17 protein-coding genes are annotated in these 17,539 nt (G+C 69.3%); 13 read left to right on the top strand and 4 right to left on the bottom strand.

All coding sequences use genetic code 11. From position 1 onward, the window contains the following. Positions 1 to 6 precede the first annotated feature (6 nt). Positions 7 to 318, bottom strand: coding sequence for a PASTA domain-containing protein (locus ACIQVL_RS14810; RefSeq protein WP_351708868.1), 312 nt, complete (start codon positions 316 to 318; stop codon positions 7 to 9). Positions 319 to 428: 110 nt separating this feature from the next. Next, positions 429 to 965: a GNAT family N-acetyltransferase gene (locus ACIQVL_RS14805; RefSeq protein WP_403475451.1), complete on the bottom strand. Its 537-nt coding sequence runs from the start codon at positions 963 to 965 to the stop codon at positions 429 to 431. Positions 966 to 1,013: 48 nt separating this feature from the next. Here ACIQVL_RS14805 and ACIQVL_RS14800 point away from each other — a divergent pair, with 48 nt between their 5' ends. Next, entirely contained in the window at positions 1,014 to 2,348 is a 1,335-nt protein-coding gene (locus tag ACIQVL_RS14800; RefSeq protein ID WP_403433797.1) for a geranylgeranyl reductase family protein, read from the top strand. 6 nt (positions 2,349 to 2,354) lie between these two features. On the opposite strand, the gene def is transcribed toward ACIQVL_RS14800, so the two are convergent. Both def and ACIQVL_RS14790 read right to left on the bottom strand, forming a co-directional pair. Further along, entirely contained in the window at positions 2,355 to 2,981 is a 627-nt protein-coding gene (gene def / locus ACIQVL_RS14795; protein ID WP_403475450.1) for a peptide deformylase, read from the bottom strand. A gap of 297 nt (positions 2,982 to 3,278) precedes the next feature. After that, positions 3,279 to 4,085, bottom strand: a complete 807-nt coding sequence (locus tag ACIQVL_RS14790) for a C40 family peptidase (protein ID WP_403433803.1) — start codon at positions 4,083 to 4,085, stop codon at positions 3,279 to 3,281. Between the two features lie 746 nt (positions 4,086 to 4,831). Here ACIQVL_RS14790 and ACIQVL_RS14785 point away from each other — a divergent pair. Genes ACIQVL_RS14785 through nuoL form a run of 12 tightly spaced genes read left to right on the top strand, consistent with a single transcriptional unit; the run spans position 4,832 to position 17,535 of the window. Further along, positions 4,832 to 5,191, top strand: a complete 360-nt coding sequence (locus ACIQVL_RS14785; RefSeq protein ID WP_007383963.1) for an NADH-quinone oxidoreductase subunit A — start codon at positions 4,832 to 4,834, stop codon at positions 5,189 to 5,191. A gap of 13 nt (positions 5,192 to 5,204) precedes the next feature. Further along, positions 5,205 to 5,759: an NADH-quinone oxidoreductase subunit B family protein gene (locus ACIQVL_RS14780; RefSeq protein WP_053654534.1), complete on the top strand. Its 555-nt coding sequence runs from the start codon at positions 5,205 to 5,207 to the stop codon at positions 5,757 to 5,759. Next, positions 5,756 to 6,499: an NADH-quinone oxidoreductase subunit C gene (locus ACIQVL_RS14775; protein WP_403433806.1), complete on the top strand. Its 744-nt coding sequence runs from the start codon at positions 5,756 to 5,758 to the stop codon at positions 6,497 to 6,499. Before ACIQVL_RS14780 ends, ACIQVL_RS14775 begins: the two co-directional genes overlap by 4 nt. Then, positions 6,496 to 7,818 carry an NADH-quinone oxidoreductase subunit D gene (locus ACIQVL_RS14770; RefSeq protein WP_403433809.1) on the top strand — a complete coding sequence of 441 codons (1,323 nt, stop codon included), beginning with the start codon at positions 6,496 to 6,498 and terminating at the stop codon, positions 7,816 to 7,818. The genes ACIQVL_RS14775 and ACIQVL_RS14770 overlap by 4 nt, the downstream gene beginning before the upstream one ends. Next, a complete protein-coding gene (gene nuoE, locus ACIQVL_RS14765) occupies positions 7,815 to 8,681 on the top strand; it encodes an NADH-quinone oxidoreductase subunit NuoE (RefSeq protein WP_403433812.1) in 867 nt (288 codons plus the stop codon). Before ACIQVL_RS14770 ends, nuoE begins: the two co-directional genes overlap by 4 nt. Beyond that, positions 8,681 to 10,027: an NADH-quinone oxidoreductase subunit NuoF gene (nuoF, locus tag ACIQVL_RS14760; RefSeq protein WP_403433814.1), complete on the top strand. Its 1,347-nt coding sequence runs from the start codon at positions 8,681 to 8,683 to the stop codon at positions 10,025 to 10,027. The genes nuoE and nuoF overlap by 1 nt, the downstream gene beginning before the upstream one ends. Then, positions 10,024 to 12,528 (top strand): NADH-quinone oxidoreductase subunit G, encoded by a 2,505-nt coding sequence (locus tag ACIQVL_RS14755; RefSeq protein WP_403433817.1) that lies wholly within the window; start codon positions 10,024 to 10,026, stop codon positions 12,526 to 12,528. Before nuoF ends, ACIQVL_RS14755 begins: the two co-directional genes overlap by 4 nt. Further along, positions 12,525 to 13,889, top strand: a complete 1,365-nt coding sequence (gene nuoH / locus ACIQVL_RS14750) for an NADH-quinone oxidoreductase subunit NuoH (protein ID WP_403433819.1) — start codon at positions 12,525 to 12,527, stop codon at positions 13,887 to 13,889. The genes ACIQVL_RS14755 and nuoH overlap by 4 nt, the downstream gene beginning before the upstream one ends. Continuing rightward, positions 13,882 to 14,490 (top strand): NADH-quinone oxidoreductase subunit NuoI, encoded by a 609-nt coding sequence (gene nuoI / locus ACIQVL_RS14745; protein ID WP_403433821.1) that lies wholly within the window; start codon positions 13,882 to 13,884, stop codon positions 14,488 to 14,490. Before nuoH ends, nuoI begins: the two co-directional genes overlap by 8 nt. Further along, positions 14,487 to 15,329: an NADH-quinone oxidoreductase subunit J gene (locus ACIQVL_RS14740; RefSeq protein ID WP_403433824.1), complete on the top strand. Its 843-nt coding sequence runs from the start codon at positions 14,487 to 14,489 to the stop codon at positions 15,327 to 15,329. Before nuoI ends, ACIQVL_RS14740 begins: the two co-directional genes overlap by 4 nt. Then, the gene (gene nuoK / locus ACIQVL_RS14735; protein ID WP_046726439.1) at positions 15,326 to 15,625 is read left to right on the top strand and encodes an NADH-quinone oxidoreductase subunit NuoK; all 300 of its coding nucleotides are present in this window, start codon (positions 15,326 to 15,328) and stop codon (positions 15,623 to 15,625) included. Before ACIQVL_RS14740 ends, nuoK begins: the two co-directional genes overlap by 4 nt. 14 nt (positions 15,626 to 15,639) lie before the next feature. After that, a complete protein-coding gene (gene nuoL, locus ACIQVL_RS14730) occupies positions 15,640 to 17,535 on the top strand; it encodes an NADH-quinone oxidoreductase subunit L (protein WP_403475449.1) in 1,896 nt (631 codons plus the stop codon). Positions 17,536 to 17,539 lie beyond the last annotated feature (4 nt).

The raw sequence follows: 17,539 nt of genomic DNA, 5'->3' as shown, positions 1-17,539 counted from the left end.
GCGGACTCACAGGCTGCTCACCTCGAAGGTGTTGTCCCCGGGCTGGTCCAGCTCCCGTTGCAGCCCGCCTCTGGGCGGCCGCGGGATGCGCGGCTCGCGCACGCCTCCGCCGCCCTCGCCCTCACCGAAGTCGAACCACACGTACACCATCGAGTCCCGCGGCACCTCGGCACCGGGCTGCGGGAACTGGCGCACGACGTAGTCGACGACCGTGAGGTGGAAGTCGGGCCGGTCCGGCGCGTTGAGGAACAGACCCCGCGACCGGGCGGTCTCGCGCGCGTCCACGGCCATCAGCCCTACCAGCCGTGGCACGCGCACTTCGGGTGTTTTGGGTGTTATATGCACAGATGTCACCCCCAGCGGTACTGGAAGGGTAACCCCCGGCATATGGCGGCCGGAAGCGCCAAGTGTCTTTCTGTAACAGATCGTTACTCTGTGTAATTGAGTGTGCTGCCGCCCCGCAGGTCGAGCCGGAAGCAGAGAGCCTCCTCCGGCAGGCGCGGGTGCGGGAACGTCTCCCGCAACTCCATCCCGAGGCGCCGGGTCACCGCGACGGAGCGCGCGTTGCCCGGCCGCACCATCGCCACCACCGTCGGCACGCCTGCCGCCCGCAGCCGTCCCAGCGTCATGTGCGCCGCCGCCGTCACGTACCCCTTGCCCCAGTGGGCCCGCCCGAGCCGCCAGCCGATCTCGATCTCACCTCTGGGCCCCCAGTCCGGCGCCCACGGCTGGGCGCCGGTGAACCCGATGACCTGCCCCGCCTGGTCGGTCATCGTCCACAGGCAGAAGCCGAGCTCCGCGTCGTGCCGGCGCTGACGGGCGGTGAGCTCCTCGTAGACGGACAGCTCGGCGGCCCTGCCGCCGTGGAACTCCATGACCTCGGGGTCGTCGAAGACCCGGTGCCAGGCGAACGCGTCCTCGTGCGTGGGCACACGCAGCCGTACCGCGGGGAGAGCTCGGTTCACAGGGGCAGCCCTTCAGCCGGGTGATCAGTACCGCTGAATAGACTGCCCATGTCCAGTGCCGGTCGGCACGCAGATTTCGAGCCTTGGGGAGCCCCCGCCGTGACCGAGCCCCTCTCCGAAAACACCGCCGATGTCATCGTCGTCGGCGCGGGGCCAGCCGGCTCCACGACGGCCTACCACCTCGCCAAGTCCGGTCTCGACGTCCTTCTTCTGGAGAAGACCGAGTTCCCGCGCGAGAAGGTGTGCGGCGACGGACTCACCCCGCGCGCGGTGAAACAGCTGGTCGCCATGGGCATCGACATCTCCGAGGAGGCCGGCTGGCTGCGCAACAAAGGCTTGCGCATCATCGGCGGCGGCACCCGCCTCCAGCTCGACTGGCCGGATCTCGCCTCCTTCCCCGACTACGGCCTGGTCCGCAAACGCGACGACTTCGACGAACAGCTCGCCCGCCAGGCCCAGAAGGCGGGCGCCCGCCTCTTCGAGCGCTGCAACGTCGGCGCCCCGATCGTCGACGACCGCACCGGCCGGATCACCGGCGTGCACGCCAAGCTCGGCGAGGAGAAGCGCGAAGTCACCTTCCATGCCCCGCTCGTGGTGGCCGCCGACGGCAACTCCACCCGGCTCTCCCTCGCCATGGGCCTGCACCGCCGCGAGGACCGCCCGATGGGCGTGGCCGTCCGCACCTACTTCACCTCCCCCCGGCACGAGGACGACTACCTGGAGTCCTGGCTGGAACTCTGGGACCGCCGCGGCCCCCAGGACCGCCTGCTGCCCGGCTACGGCTGGATCTTCGGCATGGGCGACGGCACCTCCAACGTGGGTCTCGGCGTCCTGAACACCTCCGACTCCTTCAAGGAACTGGACTGGCGCGAGGTCCTCAAGGCCTGGTGCGCCTCCATGCCCGAGGACTGGGGCTACACCCCCGAGAACATGACCGGCCCGATCCGCGGCGCGGCCCTCCCCATGGCCTTCAACCGCCAGCCCCACTACACCCGCGGCCTCCTCCTCGTCGGCGACGCCGGCGGCCTGGTGAACCCCTTCAACGGCGAGGGCATCGCCTACGCCATGGAGTCCGGCCAGATCGCCGCCGACGTCATCGTCCAGGCCCACGCGCGGGCCACGCCCGGCGGCCGCGAGCTGGCCCTGCAGCGCTACCCGCGCGTCCTCAAGGACACCTACGGCGGCTACTACACGCTGGGCCGCGGCTTCGTGAAGCTCATCGGCAACCCGAAGGTCATGCAGATCGCCGCCCAGCGCGGCCTGACCCACCCGCTGCTGATGAAGTTCACCCTGAAGCTCCTGGCGAACCTCACCGACCCGACCGGCGGCGACGCGATGGACCGCATCATCAACGGCCTGAGCAAGGTGGCCCCGAAGGCCTGACCGCTCCTAGGAGCCGATCGCCTCGATGTTGGCGGCCCGGCGGGCGTAGACGTCCTCCCGCCGGTCCGCCATCTGCCGCAGCGCTTCCTTCCGCTCCCGCCCGGAGAGCCGGTCGAGATACACGCGCCCGTTCACATGGTCGGTCTCGTGCGCCAGGCAGCGGCCGAAATATCCCGTTCCCTCAATGGTGAGCGGATTGCCTTCCTTGTCTCGTCCGTGCATGACCGCCCGGTCCGGCCGCGGTACGTCCATCACCGCCCCCGGCACCGACAGGCACCCCTCGCCCTCGTCGAGCAGCCGCCGGCCGGCCGGGTCGGGTGCCTCCAGGACGGGGTTGACGATGTGCCCGACATGACGGACACCGTCGTCATCGAGGCAGTCGTACACGAACAGCCGGAGGTCGACCCCGACTTGGTTCGCCGCGAGGCCGGCTCCCTCGGCGATGTACATGGTGCGGAACATGTCGTCGATGAGCGCGGCGAGGTCGGGACCGAACTCGGTGACGTCCCGGCACGGCTTGTGCAGGACGTCCTCACCGGTCTCGGTGATCCGGCGCACCGAACCGCGCCGGGCCTCGGGGGTGTGCCGGGGGTAGTAGTCCATGGGGTCGCCCTGGACGAAGACGCGTGGCATCGCGGTGTCTCCTTCTCGGATCTCGGGGCCGCCGCGCCGTGTGCGAGCGGCCTGCACCGAGCATCCCAGGAGTCACCGGATCGCGGGCGGGCCTGTGGAAAACCCTCGCGAGGGCCTGCGGCCTGTGGAAAACCCGGAGAAGGGTGACCGAAGCGGAGAGGGGAGGGGAGAGAGGGAGAGGGGAGTGAGGAGGGAGGGCCGTGGCCGGGCGGGCATGCCGGAAGGGCCGCTGCCCCCGAGCGGCTGCGGCCCTACCGTGCTTGTGCGATGCCTGAGTTGTCTTGGTTGCCCGGGTTGTCAGAGCACCCGCACCGCGCCGGTCGGCGGGTCGTACGACAGCGGGTGCTCTCCGACGCCGCTGGAGGGGTTCTGCGCGCCCACGAACATGCCGTCGCCCACGTACACCGCCACGTGGTACGCGCTGCCGGCGCTGCCCCAGTAGAGGATGTCGCCGGGCTGGAGGTTGCTCAGCGAGACCTGGGTGCCCTGCGTCGACTGGTCCTGGGAGACGCGCGGCAGGCTGACGCCGACCGACTTGAAGGCGGCCTGGACGAGGCCCGAGCAGTCCCACGAGTTGGGGCCCGTGCCGCCGGAGACGTAGGCGTCGCCGATCTGCGCCTTCACGAAGGCGACCACCGCGGCCGCCGAACCGGTCGCCGTGGACGTGCTCGTGGAGGCGCTGGAGCCCGTGGAGGCGCTGAGGGTGGTCCGCTCGGCGCTGCGTGAGGCGGCGCGCTCTGCGGCGGCCTTGCGGGCCTCCTCGGCCTTCTTCTTCTTGGCCTCGGCCTTCTGCTTCGCCTCGGCGAGGTCCGCCTTGGCCTGCTTCGCGGCATTTGCGGCGGCCGCGTCGCGCTCGGCCTGGAGGGTGTAGTTCGCCGCGGCCTGCTGCGTGGCGTCGGCGGACTGGGCCACCTGGGTGGCCAGATCGGCCGTCAGGGTGGGCAGTTCGAGCGTCTGCGTCACGGGTTCGGCGGCACTCGCCGAGGCCGCGCCCGCCGCTGCCATGCCGAGGACGCCACTGGCAACTCCGGCGCGCACGGCGATGCTTGTCGTCGCGCTGCGGCGGGCTTTCCGGTGGCTGCGTATGTGAGCGGTGTGGGACATGGGAATAACCGGTATCAGGGGCTCCTTCATATCTACAAGAAACGTGTGCTGCGCCACAGTTGCTCAATCGAGACTGTGAATCCCTCGCGTGTCTTTCTTTATTGACGCCGTAACGGACATTGCGGACTCCTGTGATCAAGCCCGTGATCACGCTCTTTCGCTGTTACGTCCGGATTGCCCCCCGCCTACCATCGGTTTGGATGGTTGGCCAAGCCCCGTTCTCAGACGCCTCTCATGGATGTGGCGGAGGTCACGGAACGGTTACCGGTGAGGGTGCGTCTCGCGCGTCCCGGGTTCGTGAACGCGTGCACGCGTCCACATCACCCCTCACACCTCCCTCTGATGTGTGAATGCGGCGCACTATCAAGGCGCCCGGTCCATCGCGAATTTGCATGCAGGGGAACCCTCTTGATATAGAGACGCCCGCTCGAAACCCCCTCCCGTCTGCGGAGACGGTCGAAAATGTCACGTCTGGTGATCAAGCGAACGCTTCGTGTGTGAAGATCACCGCTCATCCGACTTCATGATCGATCGTCAGGTGGTGGAGATCACAAAGCTTGTGCAATACCCCGTGTCGCAGATCACAGAGCGGCGGGCATAAGATGCGAGGCAGTTGGGCTTGTGACCTGCTTCACATGTTCGCGATCTTCGCCCGGGACGCGCGGGGTTCGCGGGACGGACGAGGCAGGTGGGGAGCCCGATCCGAACCGCCACCAGTCAGTGCCGACTGAGAGGAGCGAGGAGCGGTGAACGCCTATGCGCCCATCCTCGTACTGGGAGCCCTCGGGGCAGGCTTTGCGATCTTCTCCGTGGTCATGGCCACGCTGATCGGTCCGAAGCGGTACAACCGCGCCAAGCTCGAAGCCTACGAGTGCGGTATCGAGCCGACCCCCACGCCGGCCGGCGGCGGGCGTTTCCCGATCAAGTACTACCTGACGGCGATGCTCTTCATCGTCTTCGACATCGAGATCGTCTTCCTCTACCCGTGGGCCGTCACCTTCGACGCCCTGGGTGTTTTCGGGCTCGTGGAGATGCTGCTCTTCGTGCTCACCGTCTTCGTCGCCTACGCATACGTCTGGCGGCGCGGCGGCCTGGAATGGGACTGAGGGGTCTTTGGACATGGGACTCGAAGAAAAGCTGCCGAGCGGCTTCCTGCTGACCACCGTCGAGCAGGCCGCGGGCTGGGTGCGCAAGGCGTCCGTCTTCCCCGCCACCTTCGGCCTCGCCTGCTGCGCCATCGAGATGATGACGACCGGCGCCGGCCGCTACGACCTGGCCCGCTTCGGCATGGAGGTCTTCCGCGGCTCACCCCGCCAGGCCGACCTCATGATCGTCGCCGGCCGGGTCAGCCAGAAGATGGCGCCGGTGCTCAGGCAGGTCTACGACCAGATGCCCAACCCCAAGTGGGTGATCTCCATGGGCGTCTGCGCGTCCTCGGGCGGCATGTTCAACAACTACGCGATCGTCCAGGGCGTCGACCACATCGTCCCCGTCGACATCTACCTGCCGGGCTGCCCGCCGCGCCCCGAGATGCTGATGGACGCGATCCTCAAGCTCCACCAGAAGATCCAGACCTCCAAGCTCGGCGTCAACGCGAAGGAAGCGGCCCGGGAGGCGGAGGAGGCGGCGCTCAAGGCCCTGCCCACGATCGAGATGAAGGGGCTGCTGCGGTGAGCGACGCGAACGGCCACAACGGGGTCAACCCCGAGAAGGACCTCGCCGCCGACAACCTCCCCGGCCAGCGTGGCCAGGGCGGCGAGGAGATCCGCGTCCAGCGCGGCATGTTCGGCGCGAACAACGGCGGCGACACCTCCGGCTACGGCGGCCTGGTCCGCTCGGTCCGCCTCCCCGGACCGGCCACCCGCCCCTACGGCGGCTGGTTCGACGAGGTCGCCGACGAACTGGAAGGCGCCCTGGAGGAGCAGGGACTGCTCCCCGACAACGCCATCGAGAAGACGGTCGTCGACCGCGGCGAGATCACCTTCCACATCGAACGCGAGCACCTGCCGCGCGTCGCCCGCACCCTGCGCGACGACCCGGCCCTGCGCTTCGAACTGTGCACCGGCGTCAGCGGCGTCCACTACCTGCACGACAAGGGCCGCGAGCTGCACGCCGTCTACCACCTGCGCTCGATCACCCACAACCGGCTGATCCGCCTGGAGGTCAGCGCCCCGGACGCCGACCCGCACATCCCGTCCCTGGTCTCCGTCTACCCGACCAACGACTGGCACGAGCGCGAGACCTACGACTTCTTCGGGATCGTCTTCGACGGTCACCCGGCCCTGACGCGGATCATGATGCCGGACGACTGGCAGGGCCACCCGCAGCGCAAGGACTACCCCCTCGGCGGCATCCCCGTCGAGTACAAGGGCGCCCAGATCCCGGCTCCGGACCAGCGGAGGTCGTACTCATGAGCACGCAGCACGCAACGCCGCGGGAGACCACCGAGGGCACCGTGTACACGGTCACCGGCGGCGACTGGGACGAGGTCGTCCAGTCCGCGGCCCGCGCCGACGACGAACGCATCGTCGTCAACATGGGTCCCCAGCACCCGTCCACCCATGGGGTGCTCCGCCTCATCCTGGAGATCGACGGCGAGACGGTCACCGAGGCCCGCTGCGGCATCGGCTACCTCCACACCGGCATCGAGAAGAACCTCGAATTCCGCACGTGGACGCAGGGCACCACGTTCGTGACCCGCATGGACTACCTGACGTCCTTCTTCAACGAGACCGCCTACTGTCTCGCCGTCGAGAAACTCCTCGGCATCGAGGACCAGATCAGCGAACGCGCCAGCATCATCCGGGTGCTCCTGATGGAGCTGAACCGGCTCTCCTCCCACCTGGTGTGCATCGCCACCGGCGGCATGGAACTCGGCGCCACCACGATCATGATCTACGGCTTCCGCGATCGTGAAATGATTCTCGATCTCTACGAGCTCATCACCGGCCTGCGGATGAACCACGCGTACATCCGCCCCGGCGGCCTCGCCCAGGACCTGCCGCCCGGCGCCGTCGACCAGATCCGCGAGTTCGTGAAGAAGATGCGCAAGAACCTCCCGGAGTACGACAAGCTCGCCACCGGGAACCCCATCTTCAAGGCCCGCATGCAGGACATCGGCTACCTCGACCTGGCCGGCTGCATGGCCCTCGGCGCCACCGGCCCGATCGTGCGCGCCGCCGGCCTCCCGCACGACCTGCGCAAGGCACAGCCGTACTGCGGCTACGAGACGTACGACTTCGAGATCCCGACGGCCGACACCTGCGACGCCTACGGCCGCTTCCTGGTCCGCCTGGAGGAGATGCGCCAGTCGCTCGGGATCGTCGAGCAGTGCCTGGACCGGCTCCAGCCCGGACCGGTCATGGTCGCCGACAAGAAGATCGCCTGGCCCGCCCAGCTCGCCCTCGGGCCGGACGGACTCGGCAACTCCCTCGACCACATCAAGAAGATCATGGGCACCTCCATGGAGGCCCTGATCCACCACTTCAAGCTGGTCACCGAGGGCTTCCGGGTCCCGCCCGGCCAGGCCTACGCGGCCGTCGAGTCCCCCAAGGGCGAACTCGGCGTGCACGCCGTGTCCGACGGCGGCACCCGCCCCTACCGGGTCCACTTCCGCGACCCGTCCTTCACCAACCTGCAGGCCATGGCGGCGATGTGCGAGGGCGGCCAGGTCGCCGACGTCATCGTCGCCGTCGCGTCCATCGACCCCGTGATGGGAGGCGTCGACCGGTGACCACCTCTTCCTCGGAGCGCGGTGTCAGCCTGGGCATGCCCGAGCTGCCCGCGCCCGCCTACCCGGACGACGTCCGGGCCCGCCTGGAGGCGGACGCGCGCGACGTCGTCGCCCGCTACCCCGACTCCCGGTCCGCCCTGCTGCCGCTGCTGCACCTCGTGCAGGCGGAGGAAGGGCACGTCACGCGCACCGGAATGCAGTTCTGCGCGGACGTCCTGCAGCTGACCACGGCCGAGGTCACCGCCGTCGCCACCTTCTACACCATGTACCGGCGCAAGCCCTCCGGTGACTACCAGGTGGGCGTCTGCACCAACACGCTGTGCGCGGTCATGGGCGGCGACGCGATCTTCGAGACCCTCCAGGAGCACCTGGGCGTCGGCAACGGCGAGACCACCGGCGACGGCAAGGTCACCCTGGAGCACATCGAGTGCAACGCGGCCTGCGACTTCGCGCCCGTCGTGATGGTCAACTGGGAGTTCTTCGACAACCAGAGCCCGGCCAGCGCCAAACGCCTCGTCGACGACCTGCGCGCCGGCCGCGACGTCGAGCCCACCCGCGGTGCCCGGCTGTGCACCTTCAAGGAGACCGCGCGGATCCTGGCCGGCTTCCCCGACGAACGGCCCGGGGCCGTCGAGGAGAGCGGGAGCGCGGGACCCGCGTCGCTCGTGGGCCTCCGCCTGGCAAGGGGTGAGGCCGCACCCGCGCGCGTGGTCCATCCGCGCGGAGGTCCGCAGGAACAACTGCAGGACAGGGTGCACGAGCCGTCGCCGACCGAGCACCTCAGTTCCCATGACGCGCCGCAGGAGACCTCGGCCTCCGACCCGTCGCACCCGGCAGGGCCTGCCGCAGAGGAGGGGGAGTGATGACGGTGGCACCCGACCTGAAGGACACCAGTCCCGAGAAGCTGCTCGCACCCGTGCTGTCGGCCTTCTGGGACGAGGACCGGTCCTGGACGCTCGACGTCTACCGGAGGCACGAAGGATACGAGGGGCTCCGCAAGGCGCTCGCCATGTCACCGGACGACCTGATCGCCTATGTCAAGGAGTCCGGACTGCGCGGCCGCGGCGGCGCGGGGTTCCCCACCGGGATGAAGTGGCAGTTCATTCCGCAGGGAGACGGCAAGCCGCACTATCTAGTTGTCAACGCCGACGAATCGGAGCCCGGGACCTGCAAGGACATCCCGCTCCTGTTCGCCAACCCGCACAGCCTCATCGAGGGCATCGTGATCGCGTGCTACGCCATCCGGTCGTCGCATGCCTTCATCTACCTGCGGGGTGAGGTCGTCCCCGTCCTGCGGCGGCTGCACGAGGCCGTGCGCGAGGCCTACGAGGCCGGCTACCTCGGCGAGAACATCCTCGGCAGCGGACTCGACCTGACCCTCACCGTGCACGCCGGCGCCGGCGCGTACATCTGCGGTGAGGAGACCGCACTGCTCGACTCGCTCGAAGGCCGCCGCGGTCAACCGCGACTGCGTCCCCCCTTCCCGGCTGTCGAAGGGCTCTACGCCTGCCCGACTGTTGTGAACAACGTCGAGTCCATCGCCTCGGTTCCCGCCATCCTCCACAAGGGCAAGGAATGGTTCAGGTCGATGGGGAGCGAGAAGTCGCCCGGCTTCACGCTCTACTCCCTCAGCGGCCACGTCACAAGCCCCGGCCAGTACGAGGCACCGCTCGGCATCACCCTGCGCCAGCTCCTCGACATGAGCGGCGGGATGCGGCCCGGCCACCGCCTGAAGTTCTGGACCCCGGGCGGCTCCTCGACCCCCATGTTCACCGACGAGCACCTCGACGTCCCCCTCGACTACGAAGGGGTCGGCGCCGCGGGTTCCATGCTCGGCACCAAGGCACTCCAGTGCTTCGACGAGACCACCTGCGTGGTGCGCGCCGTCACCCGCTGGACCGAGTTCTACGCCCACGAGTCCTGCGGCAAGTGCACCCCCTGCCGCGAAGGCACCTACTGGCTCGTCCAGTTGCTCCGCGACATCGAGGCCGGCAAGGGCGTGATGTCCGACCTCGACAAGCTGAACGACATCGCCGACAACATCAACGGCAAGTCCTTCTGCGCCCTCGGCGACGGCGCGGCGTCCCCGATCTTCTCCTCGCTCAAGTACTTCCGCGAGGAGTACGAACAGCACATCACGGGCCGGGGCTGCCCCTTCGACCCGGCCAAGTCGACGGCCTGGGCGGACCGCCCGGAGGTGAACGCATGACCGTGACCACGAGTTCCCCCTCCTCGGGGGGAACGGCGGCGGTCCCGCCGGAGGACCTCGTCACGCTGACGATCGACGGCATCGAGATCAGCGTGCCCAAGGGCACCCTGGTGATCCGTGCCGCCGAACAGCTCGGCGTCGAGATCCCGCGCTTCTGCGACCACCCCCTGCTCGACCCGGTCGGCGCCTGCCGCCAGTGCATCGTCGAGGTCGAGGGCCAGCGCAAGCCCATGGCCTCCTGCACGATCACCTGTACGGACGGGATGGTGGTGAAGACTCACCTCACCTCGCCCGTGGCCGAGAAGGCCCAGCACGGCGTGATGGAACTGCTGCTCATCAACCACCCGCTGGACTGCCCGGTCTGCGACAAGGGCGGCGAGTGCCCGCTGCAGAACCAGGCCATGTCGCACGGCAACGCCGAGTCCCGCTTCGCCGGCCGCAAGCGCACCTACGCCAAGCCCGTCCCGATCTCCACCCAGGTACTCCTGGACCGCGAACGGTGCGTGCTGTGCGCCCGCTGCACCCGGTTCTCCAACCAGGTCGCCGGCGACCCGATGATCGAACTCCTGGAGCGCGGCGCGCTGCAGCAGGTCGGCACCGGCGAGGGCGACCCGTTCGAGTCGTACTTCTCCGGGAACACCATCCAGATCTGCCCGGTCGGCGCGCTGACCTCGGCGGCGTACCGCTTCCGCTCCCGCCCCTTCGACCTGATCTCCTCGCCGTCGGTGTGCGAGCACTGCTCGGGCGGTTGCGCCACCCGCACCGACCACCGGCGCGGCAAGGTCATGCGGCGGCTCGCCGCCAACGACCCCGAGGTCAACGAGGAGTGGATCTGCGACAAGGGACGCTTCGCGTTCCGGTACACACAGCAGAAGGACCGCCTGGAGACCCCGCTGGTCCGCAACGCACAGGGCGTCCTCGAAGCCGCCTCCTGGCCGGAGGCACTCGAAGCCGCCGCCCAGGGCCTGGCCGCCGCCCGCTCCCGGGCCGGTGTCCTCACCGGCGGCCGGCTCACCGTCGAGGACGCCTACGCGTACAGCAAGTTCGCGCGCGTGGCCCTCGACACCAACGACATCGACTTCCGCGCGCGCGTGCACAGCAGCGAGGAGGCCGACTTCCTGGCCGCACGGGTGGCGGGCCGCGGCCGTGACCTGGACGGTACGGGCGTCACCCACACCTCCCTGGAGAAGGCACCCGCCGTCCTCCTGGTCGGGTTCGAGTCGGAGGAGGAGGCGCCCGGCGTCTTCCTGCGGCTGCGCAAGGCCTGGCGCAAGCACAAGCAGCAGGTGTTCTCCCTCGCCACGTACGCCACCCGCGGACTGGAGAAGGCCGGCGGCACGCTGCTGCCTGCCGCACCCGGCACCGAGACCGAATGGCTGGACGCCCTCGCGAGCGGCGTCGGCCTGGAGGAGCCCGGCACCCTGGCCGCCGAGGCGCTGCGCTCCGACGGCGCGGTGATCGTCGTAGGTGAGCGGCTGGCGTCGGTCGCCGGCGGTCTCACCGCCGCCGTACGGGCCGCCACCGCCACCGGCGCCCGGCTGGTGTGGATCCCGCGCCGGGCCGGTGAGCGCGGCGCGATCGAGGCCGGCGCGCTGCCGTCGCTGCTGCCGGGCGGCCGCCCGGCCACCGACCCGCGCGCGCGTGAGGAGGTCGCCGCCGCCTGGGGGGTCTCGGAACTCCCGCTCCGCTACGGCCGCGACACCGGCCAGATCGTCGAGGCCGCCGCCCGCGGCGAACTCTCCGCCCTGCTGGTCGCCGGAGTGGAGATCGCCGACCTGCCCGACCCGGCACGCGCGCGTGCGGCACTCGAAGCCGTCGGCTTCCTGGTCTCCCTGGAGCTGCGGCCCAGCGAGGTCACCGAACACGCCGACGTCGTCCTGCCGGTCGCCGCGGTAGCCGAGAAGGCCGGCACCTTCCTCAACTGGGAAGGCCGGGCGCGACTCTTCGAGGCCGCCCTCAAGCCCGAGCAGATGACCCGGCGGCTGCCGCCCACCGACGCGCGCGTGCTGCAGATGCTCGCCGACGCCATGGACGTCCACCTCGGCCTGCCCGACCTGCGCACCGCGCGGGCGGAACTGGACCGGCTCGGCGCCTGGGACGGACCCAAGGCCTCCGAACCGCTGGAGACGGCGGCAACGCTGCCCAGGCCCGCCGCCGGGGAGGCCGTGCTCGCCGGGCACCGGCTCCTCCTCGACCAGGGCGTCCTCCAGGACGGCGACGACGCACTGGCAGGCACCCGGCACGCCGCCCACGCGCGCGTGTCCGCGGCGACCGCCGCCGAGGCGGGCGTCGACGACGGCGGCCTCATCGCCGTCACCACAGGCGTCGGCACCGTCGAGCTCCCGCTCAGGATCACCGAGATGCCCGACCGTGTGGTCTGGCTCCCGCTGAACTCGGCCGGCGGCGGCGTCGCCTCCGACACCGGGGCGCTGCCCGGCTCCCTCGTCCGCATCGGCCCGGCGGCCACCGCCGGCGAGGCACCCAAGGAGGTGGAGGCATGAGCCCGTACTTCGCCGCTGAAGACCTCTCCATGTTCGGCCGCGACCCGTGGTGGCTGGTCGTCATCAAGGCGGTCTTCTGCTTCGCCTTCCTGATGGTGACCGTGCTGATCTCCATCGTCATGGAGCGCAAGGTCGTCGCCTGGATGCAGCTGCGCATCGGCCCCAACCGGCACGGCCCCTGGGGCATGCTCCAGTCGCTCGCCGACGGCATCAAGCTGATGCTCAAGGAAGACGTCGTCGTCAAACGCGCCGACAAGGCCGTCTACGTCCTCGCGCCGATCGTCGCGGCCATCCCGGCGTTCATGGCCATCGCGGTCATCCCGTTCGGCCCGGCCGACAACGAGATCTCGATCTTCGGCCACCGCACCACGATGCAGCTCACCGACCTGCCGATCGCGATGCTCTACATCCTCGCGGTCGCCTCCGTCGGCATCTACGGCATCGTCCTGGCCGGCTGGAGCTCCGGCTCCACCTACCCGCTCCTCGGCGGCCTGCGCTCCTGCGCCCAGATGATCTCCTACGAGATCGCCATGGGCGCCGCGTTCGCCTCCGTGTTCCTGTACTCCGGATCGATGTCGACGTCCACGATCGTCGACCAGCAACAGGGCCGCTGGTACATCCTGCTGCTGCCGGTCTCGTTCGTCCTCTACGTCGTCACCATGATCGGCGAGACCAACCGCGCCCCCTTCGACATGCCCGAGTCCGAAGGCGACCTGGTCGGCGGCTTCAACACCGAGTACTCGTCGATCAAGTTCGCGATGTTCATGCTCGCCGAGTACGTCAACATGGTGACCGTCTCGGCCGTGTCGACCACCCTGTTCCTCGGCGGCTGGCGGGCCCCCTGGCCGATCAGCACCGTCTGGGCGGGCGCCAACCACGGCTGGTGGCCGATGCTCTGGTTCCTCGCCAAGGTCGTCCTGCTGCTGTTCGGCTTCGTCTGGGTACGCGGCACCCTCCCGCGCGTGCGCTACGACCAGCTGATGAAGCTCGGCTGGAAGGTCCTCATCCCGGTCTCCGTCGTCTGGCTGATGCTCGTCGCGACCGTGCGGACCCTGCGCAACCAGAACTACGACTTCGCCGACATCGCCCTGTACGTCGGCGGCGGAGTCCTCACCCTGCTGGTCCTGTCCTTCGTCGTCGACATGTTCCGCGACAAGGGCAAGGAGGCCGCGCAGCCGACCGCGGAAGCGGCCGCGTTCGACCCGATGGCGGGCGGCTTCCCCGTACCGCCGCTGCCCGGACAGGAACTGCCGCCGGTGCCCCGGCGCACCCCGCGCCGGGAGCGGGAGCTGATTGTCAGTGGCGGGCCGGACACTGTCAGTGACGGACCTGCGGATGGAAAGGAGGCGTCCGATGGCTGAGGAGCCCAAGGAGACCAAGCCCGGTTTCCAGAACCCCGTCGCCGGCTTCGGCGTGACCTTCAAGGCCATGTTCAAGAAGCGGCTGACCGAGCAGTACCCGGAGCAGGCGAAGACCACGGCCCCGCGGTTCCACGGACGGCACCAGCTCAACCGCCATCCGGACGGCCTGGAGAAGTGCGTCGGCTGCGAACTGTGCGCCTGGGCCTGCCCCGCCGACGCCATCTACGTGGAAGGCGCCGACAACACCGACGAGGAGCGCTACTCGCCCGGCGAGCGCTACGGCCGCGTCTACCAGATCAACTACGCCCGCTGCATCCTGTGCGGCCTGTGCATCGAGGCGTGCCCCACGCGCGCGCTCACGATGACCAACGAGTTCGAACTGGCCGACAGCAGCCGCGCCAACCTCATCTACACCAAGGAACAGCTCCTCGCCGGTCTCGAAGAGGGCATGGTCGACTCGCCGCACGCGATCTTCCCGGGGACCGACGAACAGGACTACTACCGGGGCCTGGTCACCGAGGCCGCGCCCGGGACCGTGCGCCAGGTGGCCGTCTCCAAGGGCGAGCAGCCCGGGGACCAGGACCAGGAGGTGGAGGCATGAGCCCGCAGCTCGCCGCCTACGCCACCTCCACCGGCGAGGCCTTCCAGTTCTGGGTCCTCGGCACCGTCGCCGTGATCGGCGCCCTGTCCACCGTCTTCATGAAGCGGGCCGTGCACAGCGCGCTGTCACTCGCCGGAACCATGATCGTCCTGGCGGTGTTCTACCTCGCCAACGGCGCCTACTTCCTCGGCATCGTGCAGATCGTCGTCTACACCGGCGCGATCATGATGCTGTTCCTCTTCGTGGTGATGCTCGTCGGCGTGACCGCCGCCGACTCCCTGAAGGAGACCATCAAGGGCCAGCGCTGGCTGGCCCTTCTCTGCGGGGTCGGCTTCGGCGTCCTGCTCCTCGCGGGCATCGCCAACGCCTCCCTCAAGGACTTCGCGGGCACCGGCCAGGCCAACGCCAACGGCAACGTCGAGGGCCTCGCCGCCCTCATCTTCACCAAGTACGTGTTCGCCTTCGAAATCACCGGCGCCCTGCTCATCACCGCCGCCATCGGCGCCATGGTGCTCACCCACCGGGAGCGCACCGAACGCGCCAAGACCCAGCGCGAGCAGTCCGAGCAGCGCGTCCGCGACGGCAAGCACCTGCCGCCGCTGCCCGCCCCCGGCGTCTACGCCCGGCACAACGCCGTGGACATCGCCGGCCTGCTCCCCGACGGCACCCCGTCCGAGCTCACCGTCAGCAAGACGCTCCGCGACCGCGGCCAGCTCCGTGACGTGTCCGCCGAGGCGCTCGGCGACCTGCGCGCCCTGGAACAGCGCTCCGAGGAACGCCTGGAGCGGACCCCGGTCGAGCCCGCGCACTTCAAGCGCAGCGAGGAGGCGTCGAAGTGAACCCCGTCTACTACCTCTACCTCGCCGCCCTGTTGTTCACGATCGGCGCCACCGGTGTGCTGATCAGACGGAACGCGATCGTCGTCTTCATGTGCATCGAGCTCATGCTGAACGCCTGCAACCTCGCGTTCGTCGTCTTCTCCCGGATGCACGGCAATCTCGACGGCCAGATCATCGCCTTCTTCACGATGGTCGTCGCCGCCGCGGAGGTCGTGGTCGGGCTCGCGATCATCGTGTCGCTGTTCCGTACCCGCCACTCGGCCTCGGTCGACGACGCCAGCCTGATGAAGCTGTAAGGGGTCGCTGAATCGTGGAGAACCTGATTGCGCTGCTCATCGCGGCGCCCCTGCTCGGAGCGGCCGTACTCCTCGTCGGCGGCCGGCGGCTGGACGCCGTAGGACACTGGATCGGCACCATCCTGTCGACGACGTCCTTCGTGTTCGGCGTCATCCTCTTCGCCGACCTGCTCGGCAAGAACCCCGAACACCGCACCCTGATGCAGCACCTGTACACCTGGGTGCCGGTGGAGGGCTTCCAGGCGGACGTCACCTTCCGCCTCGACCAGCTGTCGATGACGTTCGTCCTGCTGATCACCGGCGTCGGCTCCCTCATCCACCTGTACTCCGTCGGGTACATGGAGCACGACGAGCGCCGCCGCCGCTTCTTCGGCTACCTCAACCTGTTCCTCGCGGCGATGCTGCTGCTCGTCCTCGCCGACAACTACCTGCTGCTGTACGTCGGCTGGGAGGGCGTCGGCCTCGCCTCGTACCTGCTGATCGGCTTCTGGCAGCACAAGCCCAGCGCGGCGACCGCGGCCAAGAAGGCCTTCATCGTCAACCGCGTCGGCGACATGGGCCTGTCGATCGCGATCATGCTGATGTTCACGACGTTCGGCACCTTCGCCTTCGGCCCGGTCCTCAGCCACGCCACCGACGCCTCCGAGGGCCGGCTCACCGCGATCGGCCTCATGCTGCTGCTCGCCGCCTGCGGCAAGTCCGCCCAGGTGCCGCTGCAGTCCTGGCTCGGGGACGCCATGGAGGGCCCCACCCCGGTCTCCGCCCTCATCCACGCGGCGACCATGGTGACCGCGGGCGTCTACCTGATCGTCCGCTCCGGAGCGATCTTCAACGCGGCCCCCGACGCCCAGCTCGTCGTCACCGTCGTCGGCGCCGTCACCCTCCTCTTCGGTGCGATCGTCGGTTGCGCCAAGGACGACATCAAGAAGGCCCTCGCGGGCTCGACGATGTCGCAGATCGGCTACATGGTGCTCGCCGCCGGCCTCGGCCCGATCGGCTACGTCTTCGCGATCATGCACCTGGTGACGCACGGCTTCTTCAAGGCCGGGCTCTTCCTCGGCGCCGGCTCCGTCATGCACGGCATGAACGACGAGGTCGACATGCGCAAGTACGGCGGCCTGCGCACGTACATGCCGGTCACCTTCATCACCTTCGGCCTCGGCTACCTCGCCATCATCGGCTTCCCCGGCCTGTCCGGCTTCTTCTCCAAGGACAAGATCATCGAGGCGGCGTTCGCCAAGGGCGGCACCGAGGGCTGGATCCTCGGCACCTGCGCCCTGCTCGGCGCGGCCATCACCGCCTTCTACATGACCCGCGTGATGCTGATGACGTTCTTCGGCGAGAAGCGCTGGCAGCCCGACGAGCACGGCCACGAGCCGCACCCGCACGAGTCCCCGAGGACCATGACGATCCCGATGATCGTCCTGGCGGTCGGCTCGGTCTTCGCCGGCGGCTTCTTCAGCATCGGCGACCGCTTCCTGCACTGGCTGGAGCCGATCACCGGCCACAGCGAGGGCGACTCCCCGATCAGCGCAGGCATCGTCACCGGCGCCACCATGGTCTGCCTGATCATCGGCGTCGGCATCGCCTACCTCCAGTACGGCCGTCGCCCCGTCCCCGCCGTCGCCCCGCGCGGTTCACTGCTCACCCGTGCGGCCCGCCGCGACCTCCTCCAGGACGACTTCAACCACGTCGTCCTCGTCCGCGGCGGCGAACACCTCACCCGCTCCCTTGTATATGTCGACCACACCCTGGTTGACGGCGTCGTCAACGGCACGGCAGCGGGCTTCGGCGGGCTCTCCGGCCGACTGCGCAAACTGCAGAACGGCTACGCGCGCTCGTACGCGGTCTCGATGTTCGGCGGCGCTGCCCTCCTGGTCGCCGCGACCCTGCTGATGAGGGCGGTCTGATACC

Source organism: Streptomyces sp. NPDC090499, assembly GCF_044769305.1.
Taxonomy (GTDB): Bacteria; Actinomycetota; Actinomycetes; order Streptomycetales; family Streptomycetaceae; genus Streptomyces.
This window is presented reverse-complemented; position numbering and strand designations above follow the sequence as displayed.

What these genes read in the sequence shown, in the direction of transcription:
- nuoI (WP_403433821.1), top strand. Translation starts at nt 13,882, where the DNA reads ATGGCTGAGGAGCCCAAGGAGACCAAGCCCGGTTTCCAGAACCCCGTC.
- nuoH (WP_403433819.1), top strand. Translation starts at nt 12,525, where the DNA reads ATGAGCCCGTACTTCGCCGCTGAAGACCTCTCCATGTTCGGCCGCGAC.
- def (WP_403475450.1), bottom strand. Translation starts at nt 2,981, where the DNA reads ATGCCACGCGTCTTCGTCCAGGGCGACCCCATGGACTACTACCCCCGG.
- ACIQVL_RS14790 (WP_403433803.1), bottom strand. Translation starts at nt 4,085, where the DNA reads ATGTCCCACACCGCTCACATACGCAGCCACCGGAAAGCCCGCCGCAGC.
- ACIQVL_RS14755 (WP_403433817.1), top strand. Translation starts at nt 10,024, where the DNA reads ATGACCGTGACCACGAGTTCCCCCTCCTCGGGGGGAACGGCGGCGGTC.
- ACIQVL_RS14770 (WP_403433809.1), top strand. Translation starts at nt 6,496, where the DNA reads ATGAGCACGCAGCACGCAACGCCGCGGGAGACCACCGAGGGCACCGTG.
- ACIQVL_RS14740 (WP_403433824.1), top strand. Translation starts at nt 14,487, where the DNA reads ATGAGCCCGCAGCTCGCCGCCTACGCCACCTCCACCGGCGAGGCCTTC.
- ACIQVL_RS14780 (WP_053654534.1), top strand. Translation starts at nt 5,205, where the DNA reads ATGGGACTCGAAGAAAAGCTGCCGAGCGGCTTCCTGCTGACCACCGTC.
- ACIQVL_RS14800 (WP_403433797.1), top strand. Translation starts at nt 1,014, where the DNA reads ATGTCCAGTGCCGGTCGGCACGCAGATTTCGAGCCTTGGGGAGCCCCC.
- nuoF (WP_403433814.1), top strand. Translation starts at nt 8,681, where the DNA reads ATGACGGTGGCACCCGACCTGAAGGACACCAGTCCCGAGAAGCTGCTC.